12 protein-coding genes are annotated in these 13,317 nt (G+C 74.3%); 7 read left to right on the forward strand and 5 right to left on the reverse strand.

The annotated features are described in order from the left end of the window. Positions 1-2: 2 nt before the first annotated feature. Both VFG42_RS14125 and VFG42_RS14130 read right to left on the reverse strand, forming a co-directional pair. Entirely contained in the window at positions 3-764 is a 762-nt protein-coding gene (locus VFG42_RS14125) for a crotonase/enoyl-CoA hydratase family protein (RefSeq protein WP_324909376.1), read from the reverse strand. Positions 765-842: 78 nt separating this feature from the next. Continuing rightward, positions 843-1,607 carry an SDR family NAD(P)-dependent oxidoreductase gene (locus VFG42_RS14130; RefSeq protein WP_324909377.1) on the reverse strand — a complete coding sequence of 255 codons (765 nt, stop codon included), beginning with the start codon at positions 1,605-1,607 and terminating at the stop codon, positions 843-845. Positions 1,608-1,732: 125 nt separating this feature from the next. Here VFG42_RS14130 and VFG42_RS14135 point away from each other — a divergent pair, with 125 nt between their 5' ends. The 3 genes from VFG42_RS14135 to VFG42_RS14145 are packed head-to-tail and all read left to right on the forward strand — an operon-like array spanning position 1,733 to position 5,305. Next, positions 1,733-2,536, forward strand: a complete 804-nt coding sequence (locus VFG42_RS14135; RefSeq protein WP_324909378.1) for an SDR family NAD(P)-dependent oxidoreductase — start codon at positions 1,733-1,735, stop codon at positions 2,534-2,536. Positions 2,537-2,552: 16 nt separating this feature from the next. Further along, the gene (locus tag VFG42_RS14140) at positions 2,553-4,286 is read left to right on the forward strand and encodes an AMP-dependent synthetase/ligase (RefSeq protein ID WP_324909379.1); all 1,734 of its coding nucleotides are present in this window, start codon (positions 2,553-2,555) and stop codon (positions 4,284-4,286) included. Continuing rightward, the gene (locus tag VFG42_RS14145) at positions 4,283-5,305 is read left to right on the forward strand and encodes a phosphotransferase family protein (RefSeq protein WP_324909380.1); all 1,023 of its coding nucleotides are present in this window, start codon (positions 4,283-4,285) and stop codon (positions 5,303-5,305) included. The genes VFG42_RS14140 and VFG42_RS14145 overlap by 4 nt, the downstream gene beginning before the upstream one ends. On the opposite strand, the gene VFG42_RS14150 is transcribed toward VFG42_RS14145, so the two are convergent. From VFG42_RS14150 to VFG42_RS14160, 3 genes are read right to left on the reverse strand one after another with little or no spacing between them, the layout of a single operon-like run. Next, on the reverse strand, positions 5,289-6,602 hold the full coding sequence (locus VFG42_RS14150; protein ID WP_324909381.1) for an acyl-CoA dehydrogenase family protein: 1,314 nt from the start codon (positions 6,600-6,602) through the stop codon (positions 5,289-5,291). The genes VFG42_RS14145 and VFG42_RS14150 overlap by 17 nt on opposite strands. A gap of 10 nt (positions 6,603-6,612) precedes the next feature. After that, on the reverse strand, positions 6,613-7,977 hold the full coding sequence (locus VFG42_RS14155; RefSeq protein ID WP_324909671.1) for an MFS transporter: 1,365 nt from the start codon (positions 7,975-7,977) through the stop codon (positions 6,613-6,615). A gap of 16 nt (positions 7,978-7,993) precedes the next feature. After that, positions 7,994-9,661, reverse strand: coding sequence for an AMP-dependent synthetase/ligase (locus VFG42_RS14160; RefSeq protein WP_324909382.1), 1,668 nt, complete (start codon positions 9,659-9,661; stop codon positions 7,994-7,996). Positions 9,662-9,776: 115 nt separating this feature from the next. Here VFG42_RS14160 and VFG42_RS14165 point away from each other — a divergent pair, with 115 nt between their 5' ends. From VFG42_RS14165 to VFG42_RS14180, 4 genes are read left to right on the forward strand one after another with little or no spacing between them, the layout of a single operon-like run. Next, entirely contained in the window at positions 9,777-10,247 is a 471-nt protein-coding gene (locus tag VFG42_RS14165; RefSeq protein WP_324909383.1) for a MaoC family dehydratase, read from the forward strand. Next, positions 10,244-11,419, forward strand: a complete 1,176-nt coding sequence (locus VFG42_RS14170; protein ID WP_324909384.1) for a CaiB/BaiF CoA-transferase family protein — start codon at positions 10,244-10,246, stop codon at positions 11,417-11,419. The genes VFG42_RS14165 and VFG42_RS14170 overlap by 4 nt, the downstream gene beginning before the upstream one ends. Continuing rightward, a complete protein-coding gene (locus VFG42_RS14175) occupies positions 11,416-12,459 on the forward strand; it encodes an LLM class flavin-dependent oxidoreductase (RefSeq protein WP_324909385.1) in 1,044 nt (347 codons plus the stop codon). Before VFG42_RS14170 ends, VFG42_RS14175 begins: the two co-directional genes overlap by 4 nt. A 21-nt stretch (positions 12,460-12,480) precedes the next feature. Next, the gene (locus VFG42_RS14180) at positions 12,481-13,293 is read left to right on the forward strand and encodes an enoyl-CoA hydratase/isomerase family protein (RefSeq protein ID WP_324909386.1); all 813 of its coding nucleotides are present in this window, start codon (positions 12,481-12,483) and stop codon (positions 13,291-13,293) included. Positions 13,294-13,317: the final 24 nt, after the last annotated feature.

Consider the following 13,317-nt stretch of genomic DNA (forward strand, 5'->3'; position numbering starts at 1 on the left):
CCCTACCGCCCCGTCCAGACCGGCTCGCGCTTCTCGATGAACGCGCGCGGGCCCTCGGCGAAGTCCTCGCCCTGCATGACCACCGGCAGCGCGGCGTCGGTCAGCGCCCAGTTCTCCTCGTCGTCGGCCAGCAGGCCGCGCAGGATCAGGTCGCGCGAGGCCTGCACCGCGCGCGGCGCGTTGGCGCAGATCCGCTGTGCCAGCGCGAGCGCCGCGTCGACCGCCGCGCCCGGCTCGACCAGCTCGTTGACCATGCCCAAGGCGTACGCCCGCTCGGCGGAGATCGGGTCGCCGGTCAACGCCAGCTCCAGCGCGATCGTCCGCGGCAGCACGCGCGGCAGGCGGAACAGGCCGCCGGCGCCCGCGACCAGCGCGCGCTTGACCTCCGGGATGCCGAACCGCGCCGCCGTCGAGGCGACGACGAGGTCGCAGGTCAGGACGATCTCGCAGCCGCCGGCCAGCGCGGGCGCGTCGACGGCGGCGATCAGCGGCTTGGTCCGCGGCAGGCGCGTGATGCCCGCGAAGCCGCCGCGCTCGGTGTGCAGCGCGTCGGCGCGGCCGGCGGCGATCTCCTTGAGGTCGGCGCCCGCGCAGAAGACCGGACCGCGGCCCGCGATGACGCCGGCCCACAGGTCGTCGTCGGACTCCAGGCGCGTGACCGCCTCCTCCAGCCCGGCGGCGACCTCGCCGTTGACGGCGTTGCGCGCCTCCGGGCGGTCGATCGTGATGAGGGCGATCCGCCCGCGGACGTCGAGGTCGATCATGTCGACGACCCTAAGCGGCTCCTCGCACGCGCGCGCGGGCGCGCGCGAGTCCGGTTGGAGGCCGCCACAACGACGTCGCTACGTCAGCAGCACGCCGCCGTCGACCGGGACGCCGACGCCGGTGATGTACGCCGCGCCGTCGCCCGCCAGGAACACGACGGCCGCCGCCGCGTCCTCCAGGTTGCCGAGCCGGCCGATCGGCACGCGCGCGCGGATGATGGCCTTGCGGTAGTTGTCGGAGTAGTGCTCGGTCTGCTCGGTGATGAACGTCCCGGGCAGGATCGCGTTGACGCGGATGCCCTTCTCGCCCCACTGCGCGGCGAGGTCGCGCGTCAGCCCGAGCACGCCGGCCTTCGCGGCGCTGTAGCCGGCGGCCGGCATCTTGGCCGTCGTCAGCGCCATCACGCTGGAGACGTTGACGACCGCGCTGCCGGGCTCCATCACGCGCCCGACGGCCTGGGCCATCCAGTAGGACCCCATCAGGTTGAGGTCGACGACCCGGCGGAACTGCTCCGGAGGGTCGTCGGTCGCCGGGTGGTACTCGCCGCCGTCGCCGGCGTTGTTGACCAGGATGTCGACGCGGCCCAGCTCGCGCACGGCGGTGTCGACCAGCGCCTGGCAGTCTTCGACGACCGTGACGTCGGTGCACACGGCGACGCAGCGCCGGCCGGCGGCCTCCACGATCCGCTTGGTCTCCTCGAGCTTCTCGACGCGGCGCGCGCCGATCGCCACGTCGGCGCCCGCCTCCGCCAGCCCCTTCGCGAACGCGACGCCGAGGCCGGAGGACGCGCCGGTGACGACCGCCACCTTGCCGTTGAGATCGAACCGCTCCAGAAGACCCATGCCCTCGCTTCTACCAGCGGCCCGGCGCGGGCCCGGACGGCCGCGCGGCGCGGCGTTGGAGAGATCGACAGCGCGTCCGGCCCGGGGCGACGAGCGCCGCGACGAGCGGCGCGATGCTTGCCGGGATGAGCGAACCGTCGCAGGACAGGGTCGCGGTCGTCACCGGCGCGGGACGCGGCATCGGCCGCGCGTGCGCGGTGCGGCTGGCGGCCGCCGGCTTCGACGTCGCGGTGCTCGACCTCGACCTGCGCTCCGGCGCGCGGTACGAGGGCGAGCCCGACGGTGTCACGACCGAGGACGTCGAGGCCGCCGGCCGGCGCGCGCTGGGCGTCCAGGTCGACCTCACCGATCGCGACGCCACCCACGCGGCCGTCGACCGCGCGGCGGCCGAGCTGGGCCGGATCGACGTGGTGGTCAACGTGGCGGGCGGCGCGATCACGCCCTACGCGCGCAGCACGCCGACGCTCACGACCGCCGAGGACTTCAAGACGCTGATCGACGTCAACCTGATGTCGACGATCCACGTCTGCCAGGCGGCGGTGCCGCACCTGCGGGCCGCGGGCGGCGGCGCGATCGTCAACACGGCGTCGACCGCGGCGTTCACGGTCTTCCCGGACGGGTCGAACTCGGCCTACGCGATGACCAAGGCGGCGGTCGCGCACTGGAGCCGCCACCTGGCCGCCGAGCTGGGCCCCGACGGCATCCGCGTGAACATGATCGCGCCGGGGATCACGCTGACCGGCCGCGTCGTCGAGGAGTCCGCGCAGACCGGGCACGCCGACCGCGCGATCTCCGAGGTGCCGCTGCGGCGCCTCGGGCAGCCCGACGACGTCGCGCGCGTCGTCGAGTTCCTGGCCACCGACCTGTCCGGCTTCGTCACCGGCCGCTGCATCCCCGTGGACGGCGGCTGGGTCCTGAACCCGAGTTGATGTGGAGGACTTGCCCATGAGCGACCTGCGACCCGCGATCGACGCGGCGCTGCGCGCGCCGACGCTCGTCGCCGCCTTCCAGACGATCGCGCCGGCCTACGGCGACCGCGTGGCGCTGCGCGGCTTCGACACCGACGAGGTGGTGACGTGGGCGCGGTACGCGCGGCGCGTCGAGGCGGCCGCGCGCGGCCTGCACGCGCTCGGGGTGCGCCCGGGCGATCCCGTCGCGCTGCTGCTGCGCAACCGGCCGCTGTTCCACGTCGTGGACCTGGCCGCGCTGCACCTCGGCGCGATCCCCTTCAGCCTCTACCACACCGAGCCCGCCGAGCAGCTGACCGAGTTGGTGGCCAACGCCGGCGCGCGCGTGCTGGTCGGCGAGGAGCACTTCGGCGAGCGGCTGCGCGCGGTGTCCGTCGAGCACCTGGTGCTCGACGCCGAGCGCGAGCTGGAGGCGCGCGGGGACGGCGACGACCTCGACTTCGAGGCGGCCTGGCGCGCGGTGACGCCCGAGCACGTCGCGACGCTCGTGCACACGTCGGGGACGACCGGCGCGTCGAAGGCCGTGCAGATCCCGCACCGCGCGATCATGAGCGGCGCCTCGGGCGCCGAGGCGCTGGCGCCCTCGACGCCCGGGCAGACGACGGTCTCGTTCCTGCCCAACGCCCACATCTCGGACCGCTTCATGTGCCACTACATGACGATGGTCCTCGGCGGGACGACCGTGTGCGTGGCCGACCACGAGCACCTCTGGGACGCGATCGCCGCCACGCGGCCGACGCGCTTCCACGGCGTGCCGCGGACGTTCGAGAAGCTCGCCGAGCAGGCCAAGGCCTACATCTCCTCCGAGCGCCCGGAGCTGGCCGCCGCGGTCGACGTCGGGCTGGCGCGCGTGCGCGCGCAGCAGTCGGGCGAGGCGGTCGTCGACGCCGAGGCGGCACGCGCCGCCGACGCCGCGCTGGCCGTCGTGCGCGAGCGGCTCGGCCTGGACGCGGTGCAGTGGCTGTCGGTCGCCGCGGCGCCCAGCTCCTACGCGGTGCTCGAGTACCACCACGCGCTCGGGCTGCCGCTGGCCGAGCTGTGGGGGATGACCGAGTTCATGATGGCGATCATGAACCCGCCCGCGCGGATCAAGCTCGGGACGGTCGGCGTGCCGCTGCCCCAGGTCGAGGCGCGCGTGGCCGAGGACGGCGAGCTGCTGCTGCGCGGGCCCAACGCCTGCGCGGGCTACCGCGACGACCCGCGCAAGACCGCCGAGATGCTCGACGCCGACGGCTGGGTGCACTCCGGCGACCTGGCCGCCGTCGACGAGGACGGGTACGTCCGCATCGTCGGGCGCAAGAAGGAGCAGATGATCAACTCCTCGGGCAAGAACATGACGCCGGCCAAGATCGAGGCCGCGATCCTGGAGGCCTCGCCGCTGCTGGGCTGGGTCGTGGCGATCGGCGACCGGCGGCGGTTCGTCTCGGCGCTGATCGTGCTCGACGACGCCGCGCTGGAGGCCTTCGCCCGCGAGCGCGGCCTGGACGGCGACGTCGCCGCGCTGGCGGCGCATCCCGACGTGGCCGCCGAGGTGCGGCGGGCGATCGCGGCCGGCAACGCGCATCTGGCGCGCGTCGAGCAGGTGCGCGCGTGGACGGTCCTGCCGACCCACTGGCGCGCGGGCGACGACGAGGTCACCAACACCCACAAGCTGCGCCGCCGCGTGATCGACGAGAAGTACGCCACGGTCATCGAGGAGCACTACCGGTGAGCGGCGGCACGGCGCCGGTCGCGCGCGGCGGGCGCGTGGCGCTCGACGAGGCCGACCTGCGGGCGCGCGCCACCGCCGCCGCCGGCGCGCCGATCGGCGACCTGGAGGTCCTGCACGGCGGCGTCTCCAGCCTCACGTTCGCGACCACGCTGCGCGATCGCAAGGTGGTGGTGAAGGTCGCGCCGCCCGGCCTGGAGCCGGTGCGCAACCGCGACGTGCTGCGCCAGGCGCGCGTGTTGAAGGCCTTGAGCGGCGCGCCCGGCGTGCGCGTGCCGGAGGTGCTGGTGGAGGACGGCGGCACGCCGCCGTTCTTCATCATGTCGTTCGTCGCGGGCGACGCCTACGAGCCGCTCAAGGACGTCGACGACCGGCCGCCGGGACCGGCGGTCGTCGACGCGCGCGCACGGGCCGCGGCACGGATGCTCGCGGCCCTGCAGCAGGTCGACCCGGCGGCGATCGGCCTCGGCGACGAGCCGGTCGTCGGCGTGCGCGAGGAGCTGGACCGCTGGGCGGCGCTGTTCGCGACCGTGCCCGAGGAGCTGCACCACGGGCAGGCCGAGCTGTTGGAGGCCTTGCGCGCTCGCGTCCCGGAGCCGCTGGCCCCGCGCGTCCTGCACGGCGACTACCGCGTCGGCAACATGCAGTTCGACGGCCCCGACGTGGCGGCGATCATCGACTGGGAGATCTGGTCGGTCGGCGACCCGCGCAGCGACCTGGCCTGGCTGATGACCTGGTGCGACCCGGTCCAGCTCTTCCACCGCGAGCGCGACGCCGCCAACACCGCGGCCGGCGACGGGATGCCGAGCGCTGCCGAGCTGCTGGAGGAGTACCGCGCGATCAACCCCATCGACCTGCCCGACATGGGGTGGTTCGCGGCCTACACGCGCTACAAGATGGCCTCGACGACGGCGGTCCTGGTCAAGCAGTCCCGCCGTCGCCCCGACCCCGACCCGCGCCTCGAGGTCGCCGCGACGACCCTTCCCGCGATCGTCGCGCGCGGCCTCAGCGAGCTGCGCTGACGCCGCGCGCCGCGGCGGCCTCGTCGGCCTTGGCCTTGAGGTCCTTGAAGTCGAACATCTTGCTCGCGATGCGCCGCATCTGCAGCTCGTCGGAGCCCTCGGTGATCCGGTAGCGGCGGTGGTGGCGGTAGATGTGCTCGAACGGCACGTGGCGCGTGTAGCCGACGCCGCCGTGGACCTGGATCGCGCGGTCGGCCGCGCGGCAGGCCAGCTGGTTGCCGCGGTAGTTGACCATCGACACCTTGTCGGTGACCGCGACCTTGGCCTCGGTCGAGGAGCCGTCGCCGGCCTGGTCCATCTCCCACGCGGTCTTGCGGATCGTGTTGCGCAACAACTCGGCGTCGGTCTGCAGCTCGACGAGCTGCCACTGGATGCCCTGGTAGTCGGCCAGCGGCCGGTTGAAGATCAGCCGCTCGCTCGCGTAGGCGACCGACCGGTCGATGCAGAACTGCGCCGCGCCCAGCGACGACGCCGCCTGGCGGATGCGGTTCTCGTGCACGAACAGCTGCGCGCAGTCCAGCCCGCGGCCCTCCTGCCCGAGGATCGCCGACGACGGCACCCGCACGCCCTCCAGCAGCGTCTCCGCGTGGTCGGTGGGCATGTTGAAGCACCAGTGGTAGTAGGGCACGGTCATGCCCGGCGCGTCGCGCGGCACGATGAACGCCGTGATGCCGTCGGCCTTGCCCGGCTGCCCGGAGGTGCGCGCGAAGACGATGTTGGCCACGGCCACGTCGATGACCGAGTTGAAGCGCTTGGCGCCGTCGATGATCCAGTCGTCGCCGTCGCGGCGCGCGGTCGTCTCCAGCCACGTCGCGTCGGAGCCGTGGCCGGGCTCGGTCAGCCCGAAGGCGAGGTAGGTCTCGCCGTTGATGAGCGGTTCCAGGTACTCGGCCTTCTGCTCGGCCGTGCCGTACTCGTGCAGCACGAGCGCCAGCGGCTCGTTGGCCACGACCGACGCCTCGTGCGACAGCTCGGCGTGCAGGCCGGGGCCGCGGTGGGCGAGGTGCTCGCGGACGATCGCCATCGCGAGGTTCGACCCGTCCTGGCCGCCCAGGGCCTCCGGGAACGGGTACCGGTAGAACCCGGCCTCGATCGAGAGGCGGCGCGCCTCGAACAGCAGCTCGCGCCACCGCTGCGTCGGGATGCCGCCGCGCTCCACGTCGGTGCGCGTGAACTCCCGCCGGTGGTCGAAGTACTCCGGGTTGGCCGCCTCGATCGGCGCCAGCTTGTCGTCGATGAACGCGTCGATGTCCCGCAGCAGGGAGGCGACGTCGTCGGGGATGCCGGTCCAGTCCATGCCGGCGACGTTAGACCGGCTCCCGCGTCGTGGCGCCCGGCACGGCGGCCGCCGGTGTCGACTCCTCCAACGGCCTCGGCAGCAGCGGCGCGAGCGTCAGCGCGAGCACCGACGTCCCGAGGGCGACGGCGAACGCGGGCGTGAAGCCCGCCGCCCCGCCGGCCAGCAGCGCGGCTCCGATCTGCGTGCCCAGCGCGCCTCCGAGCGTCCGGGCGACGTTGTTGACGCCCGACGCCGCCCCGGTCTCGCCCGACGGCGCGAACGTGACGATCAGCGTCGCCAGCGCCGACATCGTCGCGCCCGCGCCGGTGCCGACGAGGAGGCTCGCTGTGCACACCTCCAACGGCGTCGAGCGCGCGAAGGCCAGCAGCGCCATCGACGCCGCCAGCGACCCGGCGCCGGCCAGCAGCAGCGCCCGCGCGCCGCCGCGGCGCTCGAACGGCTCGGTCGCCAGCCCGCCGAGCAGGACGCCGAACGTCATCGGCACGAGGTACAGGCCGGAGACCAGCGGGCCGACGCCGAAGCCGTCGTCGGGGTCCTGCACGTACTGCGGGATCAACACGAAGCCCGCGAACTGCCCGACGCCGACGAGGAACGCCGCGACGTTCGTCGTCCAGATCGGACGGCGGCGCATCATCCGCAGGTCCAGCAGCGGCGCGGGCGCGCGCAGCGCCCACCACGCCCAGGTCGCGAGCAGCAGCGCCGCGGCGCCGGCGCCCGCCGCGGTCCGCGGCGAGGACCCGCCCCACGCGCGCGCCTGCGTGATCGTCACCAACAGCGCGACCAGCCCGCCGGACACCAGCGCCGCGCCGGCCCAGTCGATCCGGACGTCGGCCCGGGTCGCGTCGCCCGCGGGCACGTGGCGCCACACCGCCCAGGTCACCGCCGCGAAGGCCGGCACCTGCAGCCAGAAGATCGAGGTGTAGGACCACCACTCCACCAGCAGGCCGGCGCCGATCACGCCCAGCCCGCCGCCGACGCCGAGCATCGTCGCCAGCAGCGCGATCGCCGACGGTCGGCGCCCCGGCGGCAGCTCGTCGCGCACGATGGCATAGGCCAACGGCAGCACGCCGCCGCTGGCGCCCTGGACGACGCGCCCCGCGACCAGCGCGCCCAGCGAGGGGATCGCGCAGAGCGCGCTGCCGAGCGCCACGACCACCAGGATCGCGACCAGCACGCGCCGCTTGCCGAGCAGGTCCCCGAGCCGGCCCGCGATCGGCGTCGCCACCGCGGAGCTGAGCAGGAACGCGGTGACCGCCCAGCTCGCCCGGTCGGCCGGGACGTGCAGCGCCCGCTGGATCGCCGGCACGGCCGGCACGACCAGCGACTGCATCATCGAGTAGGTCAGCGACGCGGCGGCCAGCGCCGCGAGCAGGCTCCGCTCGTGGCGCTCAGCCGGCGTACAGGGCCTCGACGTCGTCGGCGTAGCGCGCGATCACGTTGCGGCGCTTGACCTTCAGCGACGGCGTGACCTCGTCGCCGCCGGGCGCCCAGACGTCGGGCAGGATCGCGAAGCGCTTGACCTGCTCGATGCGCGCGAGCGTCGCGTTGGCCGCGTCGATCCCGGCGGCGACCGCCTCGCGCACGGCGGGGTCGGCGGTCAGCCGCGCGTGCGTCGCGTCGGCGTCCAGGCCGTGCTCGGCGGCGAACGCCTTCAGCGCGTCCTCGTCCAGGCACAGCAGCGCGGTCAGGTACGGCTTGGCGTCGCCGATCGCGACCGCGTGCGCGACCAGCGGCGTGTGCTGCTTGATCCGCGCCTCGACCATCGCCGGCGGGATGTTCTTGCCCGCCGAGTTGATGATGATCTCCTTCTTGCGGTCGACGATCTTGTAGTAGCCGTCCTCGTCGACCGTGGCGATGTCGCCCGAGTGCATCCAGCCGTCGGCGTCGACGGCCTCGGCCGTGCGCTGCGGCTCGTTGCGGTAGCCGGAGAAGATCGGGCCGCGCACGCACAGCTCGCCGTCGGGCTCCAGCCGCGCCTCGAAGCCGGGCATCGGCCGGCCGACCGTGCCGATCTTGATCCTGTCCACCGGGTTGGACAGCGACATCGCGGTCTCCGACATCCCCCAGATCTCGGCGATCCGCAGGCCGAGCGACTCGAAGGCCTCCAGCGTGTCGGGCCGCGCGGGCGCGGCCGCCGAGCCCAGGTACTCGATCGCGTCGAAGCCGAGCGCGTCGCGGACCTCGTCGGTGGTGGCGCCCGCGTCGCGCCGCGCGCCGATCGCGGCGGCGAGCTTCTCGTAGATGCGCGGGACCGCGCAGAAGCGCGTGGGGTGGACCGCGGCGATCGCCTCCGCCAGCCGCGCGGCGTCGGGCACGCAGGTGACCGTGTAGCCGAGGCCGATCTGCCCGTAGTGCGAGAACCAGCGCTCGAACAGGTGCGCCATCGGCAGGTAGCTGAGCACGCGCCCGTGCGGCGAGGCGGGCAGCAGGCGATGGACGTTGACCACGTTGGCCAGCAGCGCGCGGTGGCTCCACTCGACGCCCTTGGGCTCGCCGGTCGTGCCCGAGGTGTAGATCAACAGCGCGAGGTCGTCGGGTGCCACCGCGCGCCACGCGGCGTCGAAGTCGAAGCCCTCCGGCGCCGGCAGGGCCTCCAACTCGGTCAGGTCCGTGACGATCCGCTCCGGCGTGCCGATCTGCTCGGCGACCGCCGCCAGCGTCTCGGCGTACTCCGGCTGGGCGAGGACGACGCGCGCGCCCGCGTTGCGCATCAGCGGCACGATCTGCTCGGCCGGGTTGGTGTGGTAGATCGAGAACGGCGTCGCGCCGAGGTGCTGGACGGCCGTGTCGGCCAGGAAGAAGTCCGGGCGGTTGGTGTACATCAACCCGACCGCGTCGCCGGCGCGCACGCCGAGGGCGGCCAGGCCGGTGGCGACGGCGCGGACCCGCGCCGCGTAGTCGGCGAACGTCAGGACGTCCTCGGAGCCCAGCGTCCGCAGCGCGGGACGGTCGGCGTTGGCGGCCGCGGTGGCCTGGAAGGCGTGGACCAGGGTGGGCTGCGCGAGCGCGTGCTCGAGCGCTTCCTCAGGGGACAGGACCGTCGCGGGCTCGGACATGGGGCGATGCTCGCCGACCGCCGCCCGCGCGCCATCGCCACAAGGAGGGCACTTCGTCCCCCCAAGGGAGGACAAGCCCTCGCAAACGCCCGGTGGCGGGCCATACGGTCGGGCCATGCTCACCATCAGCGGGGTCGCCGGGCTGCGGGAGCGGTCCGGGCAGGAGCTGGGCGTCAGCGCCTGGCACACGGTCACCCAGGCGCACATCGACGCCTTCGCCGCGGCGACCGACGACTACGAGCGCATCCACGTCGATCCCGAGCGCGCCGCGCGCACGCCGTTCGGGGTGACGATCGCGCACGGCCTCTACACGCTGTCGCTCGGCCCGAAGTTCCTGTACGAGATCATGGCCGTCGAGGACGTGCCGCTGGCCCTCAACTACGGCTTCGACCGCGTCCGCTTCATCTCGCCCGTGCCGGTCGGCTCGCGCGTCCGGATGACGGCCACGCTGCTGGGCGTCGAGGAGGCGGGCAACGGCATCCGCGCCCGCGTGGAGCAGCGCTTCGAGATCGAGGGCCACGACAAGCCCGCCTGCGTCGCCGAGTCGATCGTCCTGTACTTCGAGCGCGACCCGGTCGCCGCATGAGCGGGCCGCTGAGCGGCGTCCGCGTCGTCGAGATCGGCGGGATCGGCCCCGGCCCGTTCTGCGCCATGTTGCTCGCCGACCTCGGCGCCGACGTCCTGCGCGTGGACCGCGTCAGCGGCGGCGGGCTCGTCGGCCCCAGCGAGGACCACGCCACCGAGCTGCTCAACCGCGGCCGGCGCTCGATCGCCGTCGACCTCAAGCACTCCGACGGCCCCGGCGTGGTGCTGTCGCTGGTCGAGCGGGCCGACGTGCTGATGGAGGGCTTCCGGCCCGGCGTCACCGAGCGCCTGGGCATCGGCCCCGACGTCTGCCTGGAGCGCAACCCGCGGCTGGTCTACGGGCGCATGACCGGCTACGGCCAGGACGGCCCGATGGCCCAGGCCGTAGGTCATGACCTCAACTACGTCGCGCAGTCCGGCGCGCTGTCGATGATCGGCCGCGCCGGCCAGCCGCCGACCCCGCCGCTCTCGCTGGTCGGCGACTTCGGCGGCGGCGGGATGGTCCTCGCGCTCGGGATCTGCGCCGCGCTGGTCGAGCGCCAGACCTCCGGGCGCGGCCAGGTGATCGACGCCGCGATGGTCGAGGGCGCCGCGCTGCTGGCCACGCCGTTCTTCGGCTACGTGCAGAACGGCACCTGGTCGACGCAGCGCGGGACCAACATCGTGGACTCGGGCGCGCCGTTCTACGACGTCTACGAGACCCGCGACGGGCGCTGGCTGTCGGTCGCGGCGATGGAGCCGCAGTTCTACGCGGCGTTGTTGTCGTTGTTGGGGCTGGGCGACGACCCCGACCTGCCCGACCAGCACGACCGCGCCGCGTGGCCGGCGATGAAGGAGCGCTTCGCCGCGATCGTCGCCACGCGCACGCGCGACGAGTGGTGCGCGGCGGCGGAGGGCGTCGAGGCGTGCGTCGCGCCGGTGCTCGGGCCCGACGAGGTCGAGCACGACGAGCACAACGCGGCGCGCGGGACGTTCGTCCGCCACGAGGGCCTGCTCCAGCCCGCGCCCGCCCCGCGCTTCGACCGCACGCCGACCGCCCTGGGCCTGCGCCCGCCGCTGCCCGGCGAGCACACCGGCGCGGCGCTGGCCGACTGGGGGCTGGACGACGAGCGGATCGCCGCGCTGCGCGAGGCGGGCGCGGTCGCCGACCGCGGCGGGCGGGTCGCGGCATGACCGCGATCGGCGTCAACACCTTCGGCGCCGGCTTCGGGCCCGAGCGCTTCACGCGCGGCCAGGCGCTGGCGCGGCGCGCCGAGGCGGCGGGCTTCGACTCGGTCTGGGTCGGCGAGCTGTACAGCCGCTCCGCGCCGGTGCCGATGGCGATGCTCGCCGCCGCGACGCGGCGGGTCGCGGTCGGGACGAACATCGCCTACGGCGTCGGCCGCACGCCGCTGATGTGGGCGGCGGAGGCGCGCGACCTCGACGAGCTGTCGGGCGGCCGCGTCATCCTCGGCCTGGGCAACGGCACCACCACCATGATGGAGCGCTGGCACGGGGTGGACGGCTCCTCGCCCGCGGTGCGGATGGAGGAGCTGGTCACGGTCCTGCGCAAGCTGTGGCGGCTGCACGAGGGACCGGTGTCGCACGAGGGCCGCTTCTACCGCCTCGACGTCCGGCCGACGGCCGACACGCCGCCGCCGTTTCGCGAGCGCCTGCCGATCTACGTCGCGGGCGTCAACCCGCGCATGGTCGAGGCCGCGGGCCGGGTATCCGACGGCCTGGTCGGCCATCCGATGTTCACCAAGGCCTACATCGACGACCTCGTGCGCCCGGCGCTGGCCAAGGGCGCCGCGCACGCCGGGCGCGACGTCTCCGAGATCGCGGTGTGCGGGGTGTTGATGTGCTCGGTCGACGACGACCTCGACGCCGCGCGGGCGCGGCTGGCCTTCGCGGCCGCCCAGTACGCGGCCTCGCGCGTCTACGACCGGCTCTTCGCGCTGCACGGCTGGACGGCCGAGCAGGCGGCGATCCGCGACGCGGTCCGCGCGGGCGACGAGCCCGCGATCCTCGCGGCGATGACCGACGAGATCCTCGACGCGGTCGGCGTCGTCTGCCGGCCCGGCGACCTGGCCGCCGCGGTGGCCCGGCACGCCGCCGACTACGACCACCTCGTCCTCACCCCGCCGCCGTGGGGGCTGACGCCCGAGGCCGCCGAGGCGGCCACCGTGACGCTCATCGACGGGATGAGTGAACGATCGCTAACATCCGCGTAGACCTGGTCGAAGGAGGACGAGATGGCGGCAACCGCGGCGGATTTCGAGACGATGCTGGTGGACGAGGCGGCGCCCGGCGTCCTGCTCGTCACGCTCAACCGGCCCGACCGGCTCAACGCCCAGACCAACGCGATGTTCTCCGAGCTGGAGCGGCTCGGCCTCGACCTGCGCGACCGCCACGACGTCCGCGCGCTGATCCTCACCGGCGCCGGGCGCGGCTTCTGCGCGGGCTTCGACCTCGACGCCGCCGACGAGCTGCCGCACCTCGGCGCGATGGGGATGCTGCGCCAGCAGGAGCTGGCCGCGCGCGCGATGCAGGCGATCCGCGGCGCGCCGATGCCGGTGATCGCGGCGGTCAACGGCCCGGCGGCGGGCGGCGGGCTGGCGCTGGCGCTGGCCGCCGACATCCGCCTGGCGGCGCCCGAGGCGAAGTTCAACGCCGCGTTCGTGAAGATCGGCCTGTCGGCCGGCGACCTCGGGACGTCGTGGATCGTGCCGCGCCTGATCGGTCCCGGGCGGGCGGCCGAGTTCGTCTACACCGGCCGCATCGTCGACGCCGAGGAGGCCGAGCGCACCGGGCTGGTCAACCGCGTCGTGCCGGCGGACGAGCTGCTCGACGCGGCGCTCGACCTGGCCGGGCAGATCGCCGCCAACTCGCCGGGCGGCGTGCAGCTGTCCAAGACCGCGCTGCAGGCCGGGCTGGAGATGTCGTCCTACGCGGCGCTCCAGGAGCTGGAGAACCGCGGGCAGGCGCTGCTGACCCGCGGCTCCGACATGCCCGAGGCCCTCGCGGCCTTCAAGGAGAAGCGGCCGCCGCGGTTCACGGGCCGCTGAAGTCTTAGTTAACGATCGTTCATG

This window comes from Baekduia sp. (assembly GCF_035685985.1).
In the GTDB taxonomy this organism is placed as follows: Bacteria; Actinomycetota; Thermoleophilia; order Solirubrobacterales; family Solirubrobacteraceae; genus Baekduia.

Coding starts and splice junctions, on each gene's coding strand:
- VFG42_RS14180 (WP_324909386.1), top strand. CDS start 12,481: ATGGCGGCAACCGCGGCGGATTTCGAGACGATGCTGGTGGACGAGGCG.
- VFG42_RS14125 (WP_324909376.1), bottom strand. CDS start 764: ATGATCGACCTCGACGTCCGCGGGCGGATCGCCCTCATCACGATCGAC.
- VFG42_RS14140 (WP_324909379.1), top strand. CDS start 2,553: ATGAGCGACCTGCGACCCGCGATCGACGCGGCGCTGCGCGCGCCGACG.
- VFG42_RS14175 (WP_324909385.1), top strand. CDS start 11,416: ATGACCGCGATCGGCGTCAACACCTTCGGCGCCGGCTTCGGGCCCGAG.
- VFG42_RS14160 (WP_324909382.1), bottom strand. CDS start 9,661: ATGTCCGAGCCCGCGACGGTCCTGTCCCCTGAGGAAGCGCTCGAGCAC.
- VFG42_RS14150 (WP_324909381.1), bottom strand. CDS start 6,602: ATGGACTGGACCGGCATCCCCGACGACGTCGCCTCCCTGCTGCGGGAC.
- VFG42_RS14130 (WP_324909377.1), bottom strand. CDS start 1,607: ATGGGTCTTCTGGAGCGGTTCGATCTCAACGGCAAGGTGGCGGTCGTC.
- VFG42_RS14170 (WP_324909384.1), top strand. CDS start 10,244: ATGAGCGGGCCGCTGAGCGGCGTCCGCGTCGTCGAGATCGGCGGGATC.
- VFG42_RS14165 (WP_324909383.1), top strand. CDS start 9,777: ATGCTCACCATCAGCGGGGTCGCCGGGCTGCGGGAGCGGTCCGGGCAG.
- VFG42_RS14135 (WP_324909378.1), top strand. CDS start 1,733: ATGAGCGAACCGTCGCAGGACAGGGTCGCGGTCGTCACCGGCGCGGGA.